A 17,114-nucleotide genomic window follows, 5' to 3' on the forward strand; every position below is an offset into this window, starting at 1 on the left:
GTGAAGTGGATCAGGCGTCGGCGGTGGTGCCCACGCCGGCCTCGGAGCCACCGGACATGTCGGCCGTAGCCGTAGCCTCGGCGCCGCCGTTGCCGGATCCCCGGCTGCCGCGGCCACCGCGACGCCGACGCCGACGCGGCCGGTCACCATCACCATCACCATCACCATCGTCGTCGGACGAGGCGTCGTCCGCACCGGCGGACTCGCCGATCACGGCGGACTTGCGGGCCACGACGGACTCACCGGCCACGGTCGACTCGCCCGTCACGGTCGGCTCGGCGGAGACGGGTGTGGCTGCGCTGCCGTCGTCGAAGGAGAGTGACGTCGCCGGTGCCCGGCGGCGGGTGCGGGCGCGCTTCGGAGCCGCCTCGCCCTCTACCGTGGGAGCGGCCGCGTCGTCCGAGGGCGTCACATCCGGGGTGCCGGTGGGCGCATCGGACGGCGTACCGGAAGCAGTGTCCGAACCGATGGGCTCATCGACCCGGCGGCGGCGACGCTGGCGCTTGGGCCGGTCGCCGCCCTCCTCGACGGCCGGAGCCTCGTCGGCCGGCGCGGAACTGCCGTTGCGTCCGCGGCGCGGACCGCGCGTGCCGCCACCGCCGCGCCCGCTCGGCTCGCGTCGCCGGCGGCCGCCGCCCAGGTCTTCCTCGACCTCGGCGGCCAGGCCGACCCGGCTGCGCTCGGCGGTCGGCAGGGTGCCCGAGATGTCGGTCGGGATGTCCAGGTCGGAGTAGAGCGCGGGGCTCGTGTGGTACGTCTCCGGAGGCTGCGGCATGTTGAGACCCATCGACTTGTCGATGAGCACCCAGCGCGGCATGTCCTCCCAGTCGACGAAGGTGACCGCGACACCGGTGGCCCCGGCGCGGCCGGTGCGGCCGATCCGGTGGGTGTAGGTGTCCGGGTCTTCCGGACAGTCGTAGTTGATCACGTGGGTGACGCCGGAGACGTCCAGGCCGCGGGCGGCGACGTCGGTGGCGACCAGCACGTCGATCTTGCCGCTGCGGAAGGCTCGCAGCGCCCGCTCGCGGGCGCCCTGACCGAGGTCACCGTGCACGGCGGCGACCGCGAAGCCGCGGAAGTCGAGGTCTTCGGCGACCCGGTCGGCGGCCCGCTTGGTGCGGCAGAAGATCATCGTGAGACCGCGGCCGCGGGCCTGCAGGATGCGCGCCACCATCTCGAGCTTGTTCATCGGGTGGGTGCGGTAGACGACCTGCTTGGTCAGCGGCGACGGGCCGCTCTCGGTGGTGTGACCGGCGTGGATCGTGACCGGGTTGTGCAGGAAGCGGCGGGACAGCGCGACGATCGGGTCGGGCATGGTGGCCGAGAAGAGCATGGTCTGCCGCTGATCGGGGATCATCGCGAGGATCTTCTCGACGTCGTCGAGGAAGCCCAGGTCGAGCATGCGGTCGGCCTCGTCGAGCACGAGCGCCTTGATCGACTTGAGGTTGAGCTGCTTCTGCTTGGCCAGGTCGAGCAGGCGGCCGGGGGTGCCGACCAGGATCTCGACGCCCTTCTTGAGCGCCTCGACCTGCGGTTCGTACGCCACGCCGCCGTAGATCGGCAGCACCCGCACGCCGCGGGTGCTGCCCGCGGCCGCGAGGTCGCGGGCGACCTGCAGGCCCAGCTCGCGGGTGGGCACGACGATGAGGGCCTGGGGCTTGCCGTCGGCGCCTTCGCTAGGCGCGAGCACCCGCTCGAGCAGGGGCAGGCCGAAGCCGAGGGTCTTGCCGGTGCCGGTGGGCGCCTGGCCGATCAGGTCGGTGCCGCGCAGCGCGATCGGCAGGGCATATTCCTGGATCGCGAAGGCCCGGGTGATGCCGGCCTTGGCCAGCGCCTCGACGGTCTCCGGGCGGACACCCAGCTCGGCAAAGGTGGGGCTGTCCGGACGGACGGGAGCGCGATTGACAACTGGTACGAGTGCGGGTTCGGAGCTTTCGATGTCTGTCATGAAGTTTTACGGGTGCCTCTCGTGGTGCGCCCGTCGGATCTGGGGCGCGCTATGGGTAGGGCGCGGGCCACACGCTCGTAAAAAGCGGGCCGCACGCGCGCGGGTTGCCGCGGCGACTCAGGAAGATGAGTCGACGTCGACGGCAACGCCCGCAAGTCTACCCGACCGGGAGATCCCGCACCTCAGACCAGAGTTACGGGAGGGCACCCCGGGACAGCGGGATGCCCTCCGGACGAGGCTTTACCTCAGCGGGTGGTGAAGCCGAACGGCCGGTTGGACGACTCGGCGATCTCCACGTAAGCCACCTTGGCGATCGGAATGATCACCTTGCGACCCTTTTCGTCCGTGAGCGAGAGCACGCTGTCCTTGGCCATCGCCTCGGCCACGGCCTGCTCGACCTCCGCCGGGGACTGAGCGCTCTCCAGCACCAGCTCGCGCGGCGTGTGCTGCACGCCGATCTTGACCTCCACGGGGCCCTCCCTCTGTACCGGTGTTACCGCACTGAAGGTTATCCGATTTCGGGTGTTGTTCCGCCGGATGCGCCGCCCTGGAGGGGGTAGCTGGCGATGCCGCGCCAGATCAGTGCTGCTACGAGCGCTTCGGCTTCAGCTTTAGGCGTACGCCGCCCGTTCGCGAGCCAGAACTGGGCCGACTGGCCGGCCGCTCCGACCAGGCCGGAGGCGAGAAGTTCGGCGGCGTCGTCGCGGATCGCCGTGTCCGAGATGATGGTGTCGGTGACGGCGGCGATGCAGCCCTGCTCGACCCGCTCGACCCGCTGCCGCACCTGGGGGTCGTTGCGCAGGTCGGACTCGAAGACGAGCCGGAACGCCTCGCTCTCGTGATCGACGAAGTCGAAGTAGGCCCGGACCGCGCCCTTGACGCGCTCCTTGTTGTCGCTGGTGGCCAGCATCGCGTCCCGCACCTTGGCGATTATCGCGTCGCAGTGTGTGTCCAGCAGTGCCAGGTAGAGCTCGAGCTTGCCGGGGAAGTGCTGGTAGAGCACGGGTTTGGAGACCCCGGCGCGCTCGGCGATGTCATCCATCGCGGCGGCGTGGTAACCGTGCGCAACAAAGACCTGCTGAGCCGCGGCCAGCAGTTGCTTGCGGCGCGCGGAACGGGGCAGGCGGGTAGGCCGGGCTGTCTGAGCCCCGCCGGACGCAGCGGTCATCTCTCTAACCTCCAGGGGGTCGGTCCCCGCGGTTGGGTCGGCACCTATTGTCCGGATCGGCGCACAACGCGGCCGAGCCGGGCAACTGTCGCGACGCTGCAACTTATCGCCACCGCATGCACACGGTAGCCTCAGCACGGGCGAGCGAGGAGCGCGCGGTGGATGAATCAGGGCATTCCGGAGACACTGGAGCCGCAGAGAGCGGTAACAGTGCCGATTCGCGTGAGCGCACTCGGGTGAACGGCTGGGTGACGCAGGATAGTCCCTGGTCCAACGCGGGTGCCCCGCTCGACGCGGAAAATGATGTACCGGCGTGGCGCCGCCCGACGCCGTTTCCGCGCAATCAGGCATTTCCCCCGCCCGACCGGGGTTACAGCCCGGTTCAGCCCGCTCCCGTCCAGCCGACCGCGATGCCGCCCGCCCCGGGCGCTCCCGGCCCGGTTCCCGCGCCCACCCCGCCCGGCTTCGTCGACGCGAAACAATCCGGCGAGATTCCCTCGTCCGTGTCACCCGCGGCCGAGACCGAGCGCCGCTGGGCGGAGGCTCGCCCCCGCTATTCGGACCTGCTGGCCCACCTGACGCCCCCCGGTGGGGAACCGGCCCGCCCGCCGTCGCCGCGCACCGAGCCGCCCAGCCCGCCACCCCGCGGGATCGGCGAGTCCACCGGCGCGCCGATCACCCGCCCCGCCGAGCCGGGCCTGGCGCCGAGAAGCGCTCTCCCCGAGCCGGGCCTGGCGCCGAGAAGCGTTCTCCCCGAGCCGGGCCTGGCGCCGAGAAGTGTTCCGCCCGAGCCGGGGCTGGTCTCCAGAGGCAACACTCCCGCCACCGGCCGGCCCACCAGCCTGCGGTCGGCCGAGCCGAGCCGCTACGACCTGCCCACCCCGAACAGCGCACCCCCCTATCCGTACGAGGGTGACCTCGACGAACCGTCGCCGACGCCGGTGGCCGCCCAGCAGCGTGCCGCGGTACCGCTCGTCCGCCCCGCCGCGCCGGCCGCTCGCCGGGCCGACTGGAGCGCTCCCGAGCCGCCCCGGCCGCAGTCCCCGGCGCCCTACCAGCCCCAGTCCCCGGTGTCCTATCAGCCGCAGGCGGCGGTGCCCTACCAGTCGCCCGCCCCGCCATCGCCGAGCACACCGGCCGATGAATCGCCGAGCGGCCGCCCGTCGTACGATCCGTCCAGCTTCCCGCGCCGGGTGTCGTACGAATCCGGACCGGCCGCCGAGCCGTCGGGCTATGTCCCGCCCCCGGCGTACGCCGCGTTCGGCAGTCGCCCGACCTCCGGCGCCGGAGCGAGCGGGTCGGACGAAACCGGTTCGCGGGTGTTGCCGCAGCGCGTACCGGCCCAGCCGGATGTGCCGAAAGTCCCGGAGCCGCCGTTGACGGAGCCCACGGCGGAAACGCCGGCGCTGGCCCGGATCGCGACGCACCTGCGCCGCGGTGACGTGCTGCAGCCGCGCGAGCGGCAGGAAGGCTTCGACGTGCAGGCGATCCTGGCTGCGGTGCGCGGAGTGGACGGCGTACGGGATGCTTCCCTGCGCTCGACCCCGTCCGGCGCACACAGCCTGCGACTCGACCTGGCCGAGGGCGCCGACCCGGCCGAGGTGAGCCGGCGGGTGGCCCGTCTGCTGCAGGACCGGATGGGCCTGGACGCCGCCATGCAGGGCGAGACGCCGCCGGCCCCGCCACCTCCGCCGCCGGCCGCCCCGGTTTCGCCGGCCGCCCTGGCCCCGATCCGTCAGCGCACGACGCCGCCGCCCGCGCCCGAGGTGCAGCCGGTGCCGGAACCCCCGGCGCCGCTGGTCGAGCGGGTGCGCCCACCCCGTGAGGAGCGCCCGGTCGAGCGGCCGGAGCCGCCGCGTCGCGCGGAGAAGCCGGAACCGCGGGTGGAGGAGACCGCCGTGGCCGAGGTGGACGACGAGCCGGGCCCGCCGCGCCCGCTCTTCCCGGGCGAGCACCCGGGCCCCCGCATCGTCATCGAGAACGTGCACGTCAACACGTACGGCACCGACGCCTCGGTGGAGGTGCAGCTGGCGGTGGGCGGGCGGACGGCGTCCGGGGTGGCCGACGGCCCGGCCGTCGACGGCTACCTGTTGCGGCTGTGTGCGACGGCGACCGTCGGTGCGGTCAACGACCTGCTGTCCGAGTCGGACCATCCGGACGGTCCGGCCCGCTGTTATGTCGAGCACGCGGCCGCCGTCCCGTTCGGGAACTCCCAGGTCGCGGTCGTGGTGCTGCTGCTGTCCTGCAACAGCTGGGTGGAACAGCTGGCCGGGTCGTCGGTGGTGTCCGGTGACGACCGGCATGCCATGGTTCGGGCGACTCTGGCGGCGGTCAATCGCCGCCTTGAGGCACTCTTGTCTCGATGAGGGGCGCACGACTGGCCGACGACAGCGTGCTGCTGCCGGACGGCGACGCTCCACCCCCGTGGCCCGCACGCCGGGTTGTGATCGGCGGGTCGATGCTCCACGTCCGGGACACCCCGGCCACCGAGCCCGGCGCCGAACCGGCGGTCTACGTGCACGGCCTGGGCGGTTCGTCGCAGAACTTCACCGACGTGGCCGGGCTGCTCGCCGGCCGCTTCGACGCGCAGGCCGTCGACCTGCCCGGGTTCGGGTACAGCGATCCCAGCCCGCGCTACTCGATCCCGTCGTTCGCGGCGACCCTGATCGGCTACCTGGAGCATGCGGGTCGCGGCCCGGTGCATCTGATCGGCAATTCGCTGGGCGGCTCCATCGCCGTACGCGTCGCGGCCCTGCGGCCCGACCTGATCCGCTCTCTCACCCTGATCTCCCCGGCCATGCCGTTTCTTGATCCGCGCCGGACGGCGCACGGCCCCTATCTGCCGGTGCTGGCCCTGCCGCTGGCCGACCGGATCTTCGCGTGGGGGATGACTCGGATCCCGGTCGAGGAGATGGCCGAGCAGGTGCTCGCGGCCTGCTTCGGCGATCCGCGCAAGGCGACCGAGCAGCGCCGGGCCGAGGCGATGGAGGAAATCCGGCTGCGCTACACGGTGGCGCACTATCCGAGCGCCTACCTGCGCACGCTGCGCGGGCTGGTCTCCAGCTTCCTGCGCGCCTACCTGCCCGGCCGTAACTCGCAGTGGCGGCTGGCCGCCGAGATCACCGCACCGACCCTGGTGATCGGCGGCCTCAACGACCGGTTGATCGATCCGCGGGTGCCGGCGCAGGTGGCCCGGGCGGTTCCGGACAGCCGGCTGCTGATCCTGCCGGGTGTCGGGCACGTGGCGCAGATGGAGGTGCCGCGCCTGGTGGCGCGGGCGATCGTCGGGATGCTCGACGAGCTCTCGGCCCCGGTGGTGGAGGCAACCGGATAGGGCGACAAGATCACCCGGGGAGGACAAGGATCGCCGAATGTGAAACCCTGGCGATCGATGATCGAGGAAGCCGCCCCGTCGCCCGTTTCGCAGGATCGTTGGCGGCGCTGGTGGTTGGCGCTGCTGGTGCTGACCGCGGTGGTGGCGTCGGGCTTCCTGGCCGGTCGAGGGCTGAGTTCCAGCGCCGCGACGGTGCCGACGGTCCCCTCGGCCACCCCGTCCGCGTCCGCGTCGCCGTCACCCGCACCGAGCGCTCCGACGCCGGAGGCCACCACCGAACCCGAGGTGGTGGAGGATCAACTGAGTCTGGCCGGCAAGGTGCCGACGCACGGTTCCGGCAAGTTCGTGTACGCGAACACCCGCGGCCCGGTGCTCGGCACCAAGGGCAAGCTGCGCCGCTTCCACGTGGCCGTCGAGCAGGGCAGCAACGAGGCCCTGACCGAGTTCGTCGACGCGGTGACGGCCACCCTGGGCGACTCGCGCAGCTGGATCGGCGGCGGCCAGGTGCGGCTGCAGCTGGTGGCCGGCTCCGACCGGGCGGACTTCACGGTCTACCTGGCGACCCGGGACACCGCCGGGAAGATGTGCCGGCGCGGCGGCACCAACATCCGGATCAACGGGGTGCCGTACACGTCGTGTCGCACCACCGGTGAAGCGATCATCAACCTGGACCGCTGGCGGCTCTCCGCCAAGCCCTACCTGTACGCGAAGGTGCCGCTGGCCACCTACCGGCAGTACGTGGTGAACCACGAGGTCGGGCACGAGCTCGGGCATCGGCACGAGGGGTGCCCGAAGGCGGGCGGCCCGGCGCCGGTGATGGTGCAGCAGACGCTCACCACCCGTGGTTGCGTGCCGTACGCCTGGCCGCGGCGGGGGAACGGCTTCCTGACCGGCCCCGCGAGGTAAAACCGCTCATCTCCGGCGCTCAGGCGTGGCAATCTCGGCTATGTCATGACTTCGCGGGGGAGGACAGCGACGACGCGGGCCCTGGGGCGCGCGGCCGAACCCCGTACGCCGGTCTGGGATCCCCGGTTGAACCCGCCGGCGATGAGCCGGACCCCGTTGATCCGCCAGGCGCCGCCGCTGCTCGCGCCGGATCTGGACGAGCCCGAGCCGCGTACCGCTCGGCTTCGTCGCCGCCTGCTGTTCGCCCTGATCTACGTCGTGCTGGCGGTGGGTGTCCTGGCCGTGGGCCGGTACGTCCGGGCCGACGGCGGCGACCGCATCGTGGTTCCGGCGGTCCCGGTCGTCTCGGCCCGCCCGGCCGCGGCCGTTCCCCGGAAGTCGACGGCCCCGGTGGGCACCAGCGGGACATTCGCCTACGTCGCCGGCTTCGGTCCGGTCGTGGGGAGCGGCGGGACGATCCACCGCTTCAAGATCGCCGTGGAGAAGCCGGCCGGCGATGCCACCGATTTCGCGAACCAGGTCAACCGGGCCCTGGGGGATCGCCGCAGCTGGATCGCGAGCCACCGGGTCCGCTTCCAGCGGGTCCCGGAGTCCGCGCGCGCCGAGTTCATCGTCTATCTGGCCTCGGCCCGCACCTCGGAGCGGATGTGCCGCACCGGTGGCCTGGAGACCGACGGGTTCACGTCCTGCCGGGTGCCCCGCAAGGTGATCATCAACGCCGACCGCTGGGCGGGCGCCGTACGCGGTTACGGCGCCCCGCTGGCGATCTACCGTGCCTACGCGATCAACCACGAGGTCGGGCATCAGCTGGGGCACGGGCACCAACGCTGCCCGGGGAAGGGCAAGCTCGCGCCGGTGATGATGCAGCAGACGTACGGTTTGAAGGGTTGCCGGGCCAACGCATGGCCGTACCCGTGAATATTCCCCGTCCCGCATGTCGGGCCGGTGGGCAACGTCATGGCTACGACGTCCGTCAACGAGCAACAATGGCTAGCGATCCTTACCGCCTATCCGGGGAGTAAACCGTGGCACTGCCCCCGCTCGTCGAACCGGCCGCTGAGCTGACCATCGACGAGATCCGCCGCTACTCGCGTCACCTGATCATCCCGGACGTCGGGATGGACGGGCAGAAGCGGCTGAAGAACGCCAAGGTGCTCGCCGTCGGCGCGGGTGGCCTCGGCTCGCCGGCCCTGCTCTACCTGGCCGCGGCCGGGGTGGGCACGCTCGGCATCATCGATTTCGACACGGTCGACGAGTCCAACCTCCAGCGCCAGATCATCCATGGCGTCTCCGATGTGGGCCGGCCCAAGGCCGAGTCCGCCGCGGACAGCATTCGCGAGATCAACCCGCTGGTGAACGTGATCATTCACAACACCGCGCTGGACCGCGACAACGTCATGGAGATCTTCAGCGGGTACGACCTGATCGTCGACGGCACCGACAACTTCGCGACCCGCTACATGGTCAACGACGCGGCCGTGCTGCTCGGTAAGCCCTATGTCTGGGGCTCGATCTACCGCTTCGACGGTCAGGCCTCGGTGTTCTGGGAGGAGCACGGTCCCTGCTACCGCTGCCTCTACCCGGAGCCCCCGCCGCCCGGCATGGTCCCGAGCTGCGCCGAGGGCGGCGTCCTCGGCGTGCTGTGCGCGTCGATCGGCTCGATCCAGGTCAACGAGGCGATCAAGCTGATCACCGGCATCGGTGAGCCGCTCGTCGGCCGGCTGATGGTCTACGACGCCCTGGAGATGGAGTACCGCAAGATCAAGGTCCGGAAGGACCCGAACTGCGCGCTCTGCGGGGAGAACCCGACGGTCACCGAGCTGCTCGAGGACTACGAGGACTTCTGCGGTGCGGTCTCGGCCGAGGCCGAGGAGGCCACGCTCAACGCGACCATCACGGCGCGTGAGCTCAAGGACTGGCAGGACTCCGGCAAGGACGTTTTCCTGGTCGACGTGCGCGAGCCCGCCGAGTGGGAGATCAACCGCATCCCGGGTGCCGTGCTGATCCCGAAGGGCGAGATCCTCTCCGGCGAGGCGCTGTCCCGCTTCCCGCAGGACCGGCAGATTGTGCTGCACTGCAAGTCGGGCGTGCGCTCGGCGGAGGCACTGGCCGCGATCAAGCAGGCCGGTTTCAAGGACGCCGTGCATGTCCAGGGCGGCATCGTCTCCTGGGTGAACACGGTTGACCCGTCGCTCCCGTCGTACTGACCAGTCACTCTGGGGAGTCACGCGGTGACTCCCCAGAGTGGTTGCCCGTACGCCGAGGCAAACTACCGAGCGGCGCGGTAGCGTCACCGTCGTGGTCGATATCGACGCCGCGATCGGATATGTGGTCGCTCACGGCGACCCCGTGGAGCGCGCACGTCTGTCGTTCCTGCGCACCGGGCAGGCGCCGCCCCCGCACGTCGTCGAGCGCATCGCGGCCGGGCAGACCGCGGCGGGCGGCTGGCCGGCGTCCACCGATGGGGTCATTCCGTCGGTCGACGCCACCTGTTTCCGGCTGAACGAGCTCGACGACCTGGGCGGCCTGCACGGCGACGTCGTCGACCGGGCGCTGGGCTGGCTGGCTTCCGCGCAGCGGATGGACGGCACCTGGCAGGAGAACGAGTCGCTGGCCGCCGAGGCGCCGCCCTGGGCCATGCCGGGTGATCCGGAGGCCACGCTCTACCTGACCGCGCTGGCCGGTTTCTGGTTCACGGTCGCCGAGGTGGAGATCAACCCGCACCTCGAACAGGTGCCGAAATACGCGAACACCCTCCAGGCCGCGGCCGGCCACTTCGTCTCCCTGCTGCGCCCCGACGGCACCTGGCCGTCGTTCCTGGCGGCCGGCTGGCACGCCGCCGGCCTGCTGCACGGCCAGCAGTTCTTCTACGAGTCGGCGCGGGTGCAACTGGTGCTGGGCGACCGGCTGCACGACATGACGGCGGCCGACGTGGCGTCGATGGCGGCGGCCCTGCGCCGGGTCAACCTCGGCGACGACTGGCTGCTGCAGGAGGCGCGCAAGAAACTCGCCGCCACCCAGCGCACCGATGGTGGCTGGGACAGCGCCGAGGGGCCGAACTTCGACGTCAACACGACGCTGACCGTGCTGCGCGCCTGCCGTTAGCTCCGGGTGTGGCCGTTGCCGGTCACGACGTACTTCGTCGAGGTCAGCTCGGGGAGGCCCATCGGGCCGCGGGCGTGCAGTTTCTGCGTGCTGATGCCGATCTCGGCGCCGAAACCGAACTCGCCGCCGTCGGTGAACCGGGTCGACGCGTTGATCATCACGGCCGCGGCGTCCACCCGGGCCGCGAAGCGCCGGGTCGCGGTGCCCGACTCGCTGACGATCGCCTCGGTGTGCCCGGAGCCGTAACGCCGGATGTGGTCGAGCGCGTCGTCCATCGAGTCGACTATCGCCACCGCGATGTCGGCCGAGAGATATTCCTTGCCCCAGTCCTCCTCGGTGGCCGGGACGACGTCGTCGCTGTAACCGGTCACCCGCGGGTCGCCATGCACGGTCACTCCCTTGAGCGTGAGCTCCTCCAGCACCAGCGGCAGGAACGAGTCGGCGATGTCGATGTGCACCAGCAGCGACTCGGCGGTGTTGCAGGTGGACAGGCGCTGGGTCTTCGAGTTGATCGTGACGGCCAGGGCCTTTTCCAGGTCGGCGGCCTGATCCACGTACACGTGGCAGTTGCCCACCCCGGTCTCGATCACCGGAACCGTGGACTCCTCGACGACCGTCCTGATCAGATCGGCGCCGCCGCGCGGGATCAGCACGTCGACCAGGCCGCGGGCGCGCATCAGCTCCTTGACCGAATCACGGGTCGTGGCATCGAGCAGTTGAATGGCGTCCGCCGGCAGGCCGGCGTCCGCGACCGCCTTGCGCAGCACGGCGACGATGGCGGCATTTGAGCTGTACGCCGAGCCGGAGCCGCGCAGCAGTGCCGCGTTGCCCGACTTCAGGCAGATGCCGGCCGCGTCCGCGGTCACGTTGGGCCGCCCCTCGTAGATGATGCCGACCACGCCGAACGGCACCCGGACCTGCCGCAGTTCCAGCCCGTTGGCCAGGGTCGAGCCGCGCACCACGTCACCGACCGGGTCGGGCAGCGCGGCGAGCTGGCGCAGGCCGTCGGCCATCGCCGCCACCCGGGACGGGGTGAGGGTCAGCCGGTCGATCATCGCCTCGTTCTGCCCGGCGTCGCGGGCGTTGTTCACGTCTGCCGCGTTCGCGGCCACGATGTCCTCGGCCCGCTCGACCAGGCGGTCGGCCATCAGCAGCAGCGCTCGATCTTTTTCGGCCCGGGTGGCGGCGGCCAGATCGATCGAGGCCGCGCGCGCGTCGGCGGCCTGCTTCAGCACAGTCGTCATCCGGAGCTCCCGTTACAGAAGGACGAGGTCGTCACGATGGACGACCTCTCGTTCATAGCCTGGCCCGAGCGCGGCAGCCAACTCGGGGGTGGAGCGTCCCAGCAGCGCGGGCAGCTCGACGGCGTCGTAGTTGACGAGACCGCGGGCCACCGGCGCGCCGGAACCGGCATCGACCAGGTCGACCGGATCGCCGGCCGCGAACGAACCGTCCACCGCGGTGATCCCGGCGGGCAGCAGCGACTTGCGCCGGGCCACCACGGCGGCGACGGCACCCGGGTCGAGGTGCAGCCGGCCGCGCGGGGCGGTGGCGTGGGCGAGCCAGAACAGCCGGGCGGCCGGGCGGCTCTCGGCCGCCCGGAACAGGGTGCCGACGTCCTCGCCGAGCAGCACCGGGCCGGCCTGCGGCGCCGAGGTCAGCACGACCGGGATGCCGAACCCGGTGGCGATCCGGGCCGCCTCCACCTTGGTGACCATGCCGCCGGTGCCGACCCCGGATCTGCCGGGCGCCGAGATGCGGATGCCGGCCAGGTCCTCGTCGCCCGCGACGTACGGAATCTTGCGGGACGCCGGGTCGGACGGGCTGCCGGTGTAGAGCGCGTCCACGTCGGAGAGCAGCACCAGCAGGTCGGCGTCGACCAGCGCGGCCACCAGCGCGGCGAGCCGGTCGTTGTCACCGAAGCGGATCTCCTCGGTGGCGACCGTGTCGTTCTCGTTGACGATCGGCAGCGCGCCCAGATCGAGCAGTTTGCGCAGCGTGCGGTAGGCGTTGCGGTAGTGCACGCGGCGGGTCACGTCGTCCACGGTGAGCAGCACCTGGCCGACCGTGAGGCCGTGGCGGGCGAAACCGGCGGCGTACCGCCCGATCAGCAACCCCTGCCCGACCGAGGCCGCCGCCTGCTGGGTGGCCAGATCTCGCGGGCGGCGACGCAGTCGCAGCGGCGCCAGGCCGGCCGCGATGGCGCCGCTGGAGACCAGCACCACCTCCCGGCCGTGGGTGGCAAGGCTGCCGAGCACGTCGACCAGGGCATCGACGCGCTGCTCATCGAGGCCGCCGGCCGCCGTGGTCAGGGAGGACGAACCCACCTTGACCACGATGCGGCGCGCACCGGTCACTACTTCGCGCACCTGGCCCATTGTGCTCGGGTGGGTTGCCCGAGCCGCGCCGAGATCCCATATCGTGGCCCGGGTGACACCCCAGGAGTACGTGGAAGAGGTGCTTTCACTCGTCGAGCGGATCCCGGCGGGCAAGGTCATGACGTACGGAGCGGTCGCCGACGCGCTCGCCGACGTCTCCGGCCGGAACTCGGCTCGCCAGGTCGGCAATATCATGGCCCGGCACGGTGGGGGTGTGCCCTGGCACCGGGTGGTGAACAGCGCCGGACGGATGCCGCCCGGTCACGAGCAGGAGGCCCGGCAGCGGCTGCTGAGCGAGGGTGTCCCCCTGAAGGGTGAGCGTGTGGACGTTTCTCGAGCTTTGTGGGGGCCGTGATGGAGACCGGACAGCCGAGCCGGACCGCGTACAGCGCGGCGCGCTACCGGGCCGCGCACCAGTTCCTGGAACTCGGCGCGATCTTCAAGGATCCGCTGGCCCCGCGCATTCTCGGCGCGTCGGCCGAGGAGTTGCAGAAAGACGCACCGCGTCGAGCCATGCGGGTGTTCATCGCGGCCCGCCACCGGTTCGCCGAGGACGCCCTGGCCGCCGCCGTGCGGCGCGGCATCCGGACGGTCGTGGTGCTCGGCGCCGGGCTCGACACGTTCGCCTACCGAAACCCGTTCGACGGCGTGCGGGTGATCGAGGTCGACCACCCGGACACCCAGGCCTGGAAGCGGGAGCGGCTGGCCACCACCGGCATCGAGATCCCACCGACCGTGTCCTACGCCGGCGTCGACTTCGAGAAGGAGTCGCTCGCCGACCGGCTCGAACTGGACGGGCCGGCCTTCTTCGTCTGGCTCGGTGTCGTGCCCTACCTGACCCGAGAAGGATTCGACGAGACACTCGGCTTCGTGGCCGGCACCCCCGGCAACGAGGTCGTCCTCGACTACGCCCAGTCGCCCGAACGGATGTCGCCGGAGCGGCGGGCCCAGCTGGAGGCCCGGGCCGAGCGGGTGGCCCGGATCGGCGAGCCGTGGCTCACCTACTTCGAGCCGGCCGAGATCGCCGGCGAGTTGACCGGGCTCGGCTTCACCGAGATCGAGGACCTCGGGCCGGCCCAGCTGGCGGCGCACTTCTTCGGTCGCAGTGACGTGCCGGCCGACACTCCCGGCGGCCATCTCCTCAGGGCAGTCCGATGAAGGCGGCCGCACCCCGCATCTGAAACTCGAAGAAGCCCCGGCGGTCCTCGTCGACCGAGTTGTTGAGCTGGCCGAACAGCTCGGCACTGATCGCACCGATGAGCTGGAAGTAGGCGGACAGGGCCGCGCCGATGAGCCGGGGCGGCACGTCCGGACCGAACTGCGCGGCGACCGCCGCCAGTTCCTCGGCGTAGCGGCCGGTCGGTTCCGGGCCCGGGGCGATCTGGCCGGCCCGGTACGCCGCCTCCACGATCGCGGCGATCTTGAAGATCACCCGGGTGGCCGGCCCGATCGTGTCCTGCGGCGCCTGGTAGCCGGGGACCGGGCTGCCGTAGATCAGCGCCCACTGGTGCGGGTCGGCGAGCGCCCATTCGCGTACGGCATGGGCAAGCGCGAGGAACCGATCGGCGTCCCCACCCGCGGGTTGGTCCGCCGCCGCCTCGGCGGTGTCACCGACCGCGTCGTACGCCTCGATGATCAGCGCCGTGAGCAGGTCGTCCCGGCTCGCAAAGTAGCGGTAGACGGCGGACGAGGCCATGCCCACGTCCCGCGCGACCGCGCGTAGCGACAGGTTGGCCCCGTCGGTGGCGAGGTGCCGGCGGGCCACCGTTTTGATCTCTTCGGTCATCTCGGCCCGGACGCGGGCGCGTACTCCAGCGGCGCTCATGCAGACCAGTGTGCCATAACGAGAGCACTGCTCTTGCTTTTCGTTGGAAAGCGTGGAACTGTTGTTCTCAACAGAGAGCAGTGCTCGCAAAGGAGAACAGCTATGTCGAACCACGTCATCATCGGCTCCGGCCCGATCGGCAGCGCCATCGCCCGGCTCCTGGTCAACCAGGGCGAGAGCGTCCGGATGATCACCCGCAGCGGCAGCGGCCCCGACCTGCCGGGCATCGAGCGGGTCGCCGCGGACGCCTCCGACGCGGCCCGGCTGACCGCGCTCGCCGAGGGCGCCTCGGCCGTCTACAACTGCGCCAACCCGAGCTACACCCAGTGGGAGCGCCTCTGGTATCCGATGAACGACGCGATGATCGCCGCGGCCAAGGCGGCCGGCGCGGTCTACGTGATCACCGGAAACCTCTACGTCTACGGCTCGCAGCCGGGCGGGCGGATGAACGAGAACACCCCGATGGCCGCGGTCGGCCGCAAGGGCAAGGTCCGGATCAAGATGTGGAACGACGCGCTGAACAGCGGGGTGCGCACGGTCGAGGTGCGCGGCTCCGACTACGTCGGTGCCGGCGCGGTCGGCGTGTTCAGTTCGGTGCTGCTGCCGGCCATCGAGAAGGGGCGTACGGCGTGGGCGACCGGCAACCCCGACCTGCCGCACAGCTTCACCTACACCGGTGACATGGCCCGCACGATGGTCACGCTGGCGCGCGACGAGCGGGCGTACGGCAAGGCCTGGCACGCGCCGACTCAGCCCGCCATCTCGATCCGCGACCTGGCGAACCGGTACACCGACCTCACCGGTCAACCCCGCGTGAAGATCCGTCAGCTGCCCCGGTTCGTCATGCGCACCGCCGGCCTGGTCGTCCCGATCGCCCGCGAGCTGGCCGAGATGGACTACCAGTTCTACGCACCGTTCCACCTGGACAGCCGCCTGACCGAGGACACCTTCGGCCTCAAGCCCACCGACCTGGATGTCCCGCTGCGGGAGACCGCCGCCGATGTGCAGAGCACCCTCGCCCGCCGGGTGGGCTGACCGTTCAGAGCAACAGGCCGACGCCGGCCCGGCGGGGATCACCCGCCGCGCCGGCCTGGCCGACCGCGGTGACCCCGCCGAAGTAGTGGTTGAGGCCGGACCATTGGTTGATCTTCCAGCCGGCGTTGTCCAGGGCAGCCAGCTCGTCGCGGGGGTAACCGTCCTCGGCGTGCACGGTGTCGCCCACGACGTGGAAGCGCGGCCGTCCGGTCGCCGCGGCCATGTCGAGGCCGTCGACCAGCACGCCGAGCAGGGTGTCGATGAGCGCGGTGCGGATGCGCGAGGCCCCGGCCGAGCCCGCCGCCACGGCCAGCCGCCCGTCCGGGTCGATCACCACGAGCGGGCACATGTTGGACGGCATCCGATCACCCGGCCGGAGGTCCCCGATGATCAGCTCACCCTCGCCGAGCATCGAGTTGAGGTTGATGCCGAGGCCGGGCAGCCACACGCCGGAGCCCAGCCCGAGGGTCGTGGTGATCACGCAGGCGTTCCCCTCGGCGTCCACCACCGACACGTTGGTGGTCTCACCGACCCGCTGCCGTCCCTGGTCGCGCAGTGCCTCCGCCAGCCCGAGCGCCCGCTGCGGCCGGGACAGGTCGGCGGGCAGCGCGCCGATCGTGTCCACCACCCGGTTCAGGTCGTGCCGCGCGCGCACCTGGTGACCGGCGAGCGTGGCCCGGTCGACCGGAGTCTCCAGCACGCGGTATTCGGCCAGGTCACGGGGGCCGAGCGAACCGCCCGCGGCCCGGACCGAGTCGACGATGACCGGCGCGAGATCACCGGTGTAGAAGATCGACGGCCCGACCGCCGCGAGCGCCTCCATCGCGGTCGCCAGACCTGGGTGGAAGAGCAGCTCGCCGCCCTGCAGGCGGCGCCCGTTCGGGGTGTAGATCGGGGCACCCTCGCCGTAGGCCAGCGCGGGCGCGCACGCGTCGAGCGTGCGGGCGTGCGCCTCCGGGGTCGGCACCCCGGTCTTGGCCAGCGCGAAAGCGGGCGCCACCACCTCGGCCCAGGGCAGCCTGCCCCAGCGTCGGTGCACCTCGCCGCAGCCGGCCGGCACACCGGGCACCGCCGCGCTGGCCCCGCCGATCGAGTAGACCTGCGGCAGGCCGCCGAAGAACACGTCCACCGAGATCATCGGGCCCGGCTCGGCGTCGCCGTCCAGGCCGGGCGCCGCTACGAAGAAGTCGAGGCAGGTGACCTCGCCGGTGGCCGCCTCGAAGTAGGTGGCGAACCCGCCACCGCCCAGCCCGGTGAAGATCGTCTCGGCCGCGCAGGTCGCGAGAACCGCCGCCACCGCCGCATCCGCCGCCGTTCCGCCGTCCTGCAGGATCTGCAGACCGGCCCGCGCGGTCGCCGGATGGCTGGCGGCAACCCCGGCCGCAACGCTTTTCATCTGGGGAAGCGTAGGCGCC

General features: G+C 71.6%; 16 protein-coding genes. 9 read left to right on the forward strand and 7 right to left on the reverse strand.

From position 1 onward, the window contains the following. Positions 1-10: 10 nt before the first annotated feature. The 3 genes from Ato02nite_RS36680 to Ato02nite_RS36690 all read right to left on the reverse strand — a co-directional run bounded on the left by Ato02nite_RS36680 (position 11) and on the right by Ato02nite_RS36690 (position 3,116). Positions 11-1,948 carry a DEAD/DEAH box helicase gene (locus tag Ato02nite_RS36680; protein ID WP_213011286.1) on the reverse strand — a complete coding sequence of 646 codons (1,938 nt, stop codon included), beginning with the start codon at positions 1,946-1,948 and terminating at the stop codon, positions 11-13. Positions 1,949-2,193: 245 nt separating this feature from the next. Next, positions 2,194-2,418 carry a DUF3107 domain-containing protein gene (locus Ato02nite_RS36685; RefSeq protein WP_213011287.1) on the reverse strand — a complete coding sequence of 75 codons (225 nt, stop codon included), beginning with the start codon at positions 2,416-2,418 and terminating at the stop codon, positions 2,194-2,196. A gap of 38 nt (positions 2,419-2,456) precedes the next feature. Then, positions 2,457-3,116 (reverse strand): TetR/AcrR family transcriptional regulator, encoded by a 660-nt coding sequence (locus tag Ato02nite_RS36690; RefSeq protein ID WP_213011288.1) that lies wholly within the window; start codon positions 3,114-3,116, stop codon positions 2,457-2,459. Positions 3,117-3,364: 248 nt separating this feature from the next. Between Ato02nite_RS36690 and Ato02nite_RS36695 the strand changes: the two genes are divergently transcribed. The 6 genes from Ato02nite_RS36695 (at position 3,365) to Ato02nite_RS36720 (ending at position 10,461) form a co-directional block, all read left to right on the forward strand. Next, positions 3,365-5,482, forward strand: a complete 2,118-nt coding sequence (locus Ato02nite_RS36695; protein WP_213011289.1) for a Daple — start codon at positions 3,365-3,367, stop codon at positions 5,480-5,482. Continuing rightward, on the forward strand, positions 5,479-6,450 hold the full coding sequence (locus tag Ato02nite_RS36700; protein ID WP_213011290.1) for an alpha/beta fold hydrolase: 972 nt from the start codon (positions 5,479-5,481) through the stop codon (positions 6,448-6,450). The genes Ato02nite_RS36695 and Ato02nite_RS36700 overlap by 4 nt, the downstream gene beginning before the upstream one ends. A 39-nt stretch (positions 6,451-6,489) precedes the next feature. Then, the gene (locus Ato02nite_RS36705; protein ID WP_307854176.1) at positions 6,490-7,356 is read left to right on the forward strand and encodes a DUF3152 domain-containing protein; all 867 of its coding nucleotides are present in this window, start codon (positions 6,490-6,492) and stop codon (positions 7,354-7,356) included. 141 nt (positions 7,357-7,497) lie between these two features. Then, the gene (locus tag Ato02nite_RS36710; RefSeq protein ID WP_213011291.1) at positions 7,498-8,274 is read left to right on the forward strand and encodes a DUF3152 domain-containing protein; all 777 of its coding nucleotides are present in this window, start codon (positions 7,498-7,500) and stop codon (positions 8,272-8,274) included. A gap of 107 nt (positions 8,275-8,381) precedes the next feature. After that, a complete protein-coding gene (gene moeZ, locus Ato02nite_RS36715; RefSeq protein ID WP_213011292.1) occupies positions 8,382-9,563 on the forward strand; it encodes an adenylyltransferase/sulfurtransferase MoeZ in 1,182 nt (393 codons plus the stop codon). 91 nt (positions 9,564-9,654) lie between these two features. After that, positions 9,655-10,461: a prenyltransferase/squalene oxidase repeat-containing protein gene (locus tag Ato02nite_RS36720; RefSeq protein ID WP_213011293.1), complete on the forward strand. Its 807-nt coding sequence runs from the start codon at positions 9,655-9,657 to the stop codon at positions 10,459-10,461. On the opposite strand, the gene Ato02nite_RS36725 is transcribed toward Ato02nite_RS36720, so the two are convergent. Beyond that, entirely contained in the window at positions 10,458-11,705 is a 1,248-nt protein-coding gene (locus Ato02nite_RS36725) for a glutamate-5-semialdehyde dehydrogenase (protein WP_213011294.1), read from the reverse strand. The genes Ato02nite_RS36720 and Ato02nite_RS36725 overlap by 4 nt on opposite strands. A 12-nt stretch (positions 11,706-11,717) precedes the next feature. Beyond that, positions 11,718-12,830 carry a glutamate 5-kinase gene (gene proB, locus Ato02nite_RS36730; protein WP_213011295.1) on the reverse strand — a complete coding sequence of 371 codons (1,113 nt, stop codon included), beginning with the start codon at positions 12,828-12,830 and terminating at the stop codon, positions 11,718-11,720. A 61-nt stretch (positions 12,831-12,891) separates the two neighbouring features. Between proB and Ato02nite_RS36735 the strand changes: the two genes are divergently transcribed. Both Ato02nite_RS36735 and Ato02nite_RS36740 read left to right on the forward strand, forming a co-directional pair. Next, complete coding sequence (locus Ato02nite_RS36735; protein ID WP_213011296.1) at positions 12,892-13,194, forward strand: MGMT family protein; 303 nt, start codon at positions 12,892-12,894, stop codon at positions 13,192-13,194. Beyond that, positions 13,194-13,997 (forward strand): class I SAM-dependent methyltransferase, encoded by an 804-nt coding sequence (locus tag Ato02nite_RS36740; protein ID WP_213011297.1) that lies wholly within the window; start codon positions 13,194-13,196, stop codon positions 13,995-13,997. The genes Ato02nite_RS36735 and Ato02nite_RS36740 overlap by 1 nt, the downstream gene beginning before the upstream one ends. Here the strand turns inward: Ato02nite_RS36740 and Ato02nite_RS36745 are convergent. Next, the gene (locus tag Ato02nite_RS36745) at positions 13,981-14,664 is read right to left on the reverse strand and encodes a TetR/AcrR family transcriptional regulator (RefSeq protein ID WP_213011298.1); all 684 of its coding nucleotides are present in this window, start codon (positions 14,662-14,664) and stop codon (positions 13,981-13,983) included. The genes Ato02nite_RS36740 and Ato02nite_RS36745 overlap by 17 nt on opposite strands. A 102-nt stretch (positions 14,665-14,766) precedes the next feature. Here Ato02nite_RS36745 and Ato02nite_RS36750 point away from each other — a divergent pair, with 102 nt between their 5' ends. Continuing rightward, positions 14,767-15,699 carry an NAD(P)H-binding protein gene (locus Ato02nite_RS36750; protein WP_213011299.1) on the forward strand — a complete coding sequence of 311 codons (933 nt, stop codon included), beginning with the start codon at positions 14,767-14,769 and terminating at the stop codon, positions 15,697-15,699. Between the two features lie 4 nt (positions 15,700-15,703). Here Ato02nite_RS36750 and Ato02nite_RS36755 read toward each other — a convergent pair whose 3' ends face one another. Further along, on the reverse strand, positions 15,704-17,095 hold the full coding sequence (locus Ato02nite_RS36755) for a gamma-glutamyltransferase (protein ID WP_213011300.1): 1,392 nt from the start codon (positions 17,093-17,095) through the stop codon (positions 15,704-15,706). Positions 17,096-17,114 lie beyond the last annotated feature (19 nt).

The sequence above is a fragment of the Paractinoplanes toevensis genome, assembly GCF_018332695.1.
Lineage (GTDB): Bacteria > Actinomycetota > Actinomycetes > Mycobacteriales > Micromonosporaceae > Actinoplanes > Actinoplanes toevensis.

Coding starts and splice junctions, on each gene's coding strand:
- Ato02nite_RS36680 (WP_213011286.1), bottom strand. CDS start 1,948: ATGACAGACATCGAAAGCTCCGAACCCGCACTCGTACCAGTTGTCAAT.
- Ato02nite_RS36690 (WP_213011288.1), bottom strand. CDS start 3,116: ATGACCGCTGCGTCCGGCGGGGCTCAGACAGCCCGGCCTACCCGCCTG.
- Ato02nite_RS36700 (WP_213011290.1), top strand. CDS start 5,479: ATGAGGGGCGCACGACTGGCCGACGACAGCGTGCTGCTGCCGGACGGC.
- Ato02nite_RS36710 (WP_213011291.1), top strand. CDS start 7,498: ATGAGCCGGACCCCGTTGATCCGCCAGGCGCCGCCGCTGCTCGCGCCG.
- Ato02nite_RS36725 (WP_213011294.1), bottom strand. CDS start 11,705: ATGACGACTGTGCTGAAGCAGGCCGCCGACGCGCGCGCGGCCTCGATC.
- Ato02nite_RS36740 (WP_213011297.1), top strand. CDS start 13,194: ATGGAGACCGGACAGCCGAGCCGGACCGCGTACAGCGCGGCGCGCTAC.
- Ato02nite_RS36745 (WP_213011298.1), bottom strand. CDS start 14,664: ATGAGCGCCGCTGGAGTACGCGCCCGCGTCCGGGCCGAGATGACCGAA.
- Ato02nite_RS36750 (WP_213011299.1), top strand. CDS start 14,767: ATGTCGAACCACGTCATCATCGGCTCCGGCCCGATCGGCAGCGCCATC.
- Ato02nite_RS36755 (WP_213011300.1), bottom strand. CDS start 17,095: ATGAAAAGCGTTGCGGCCGGGGTTGCCGCCAGCCATCCGGCGACCGCG.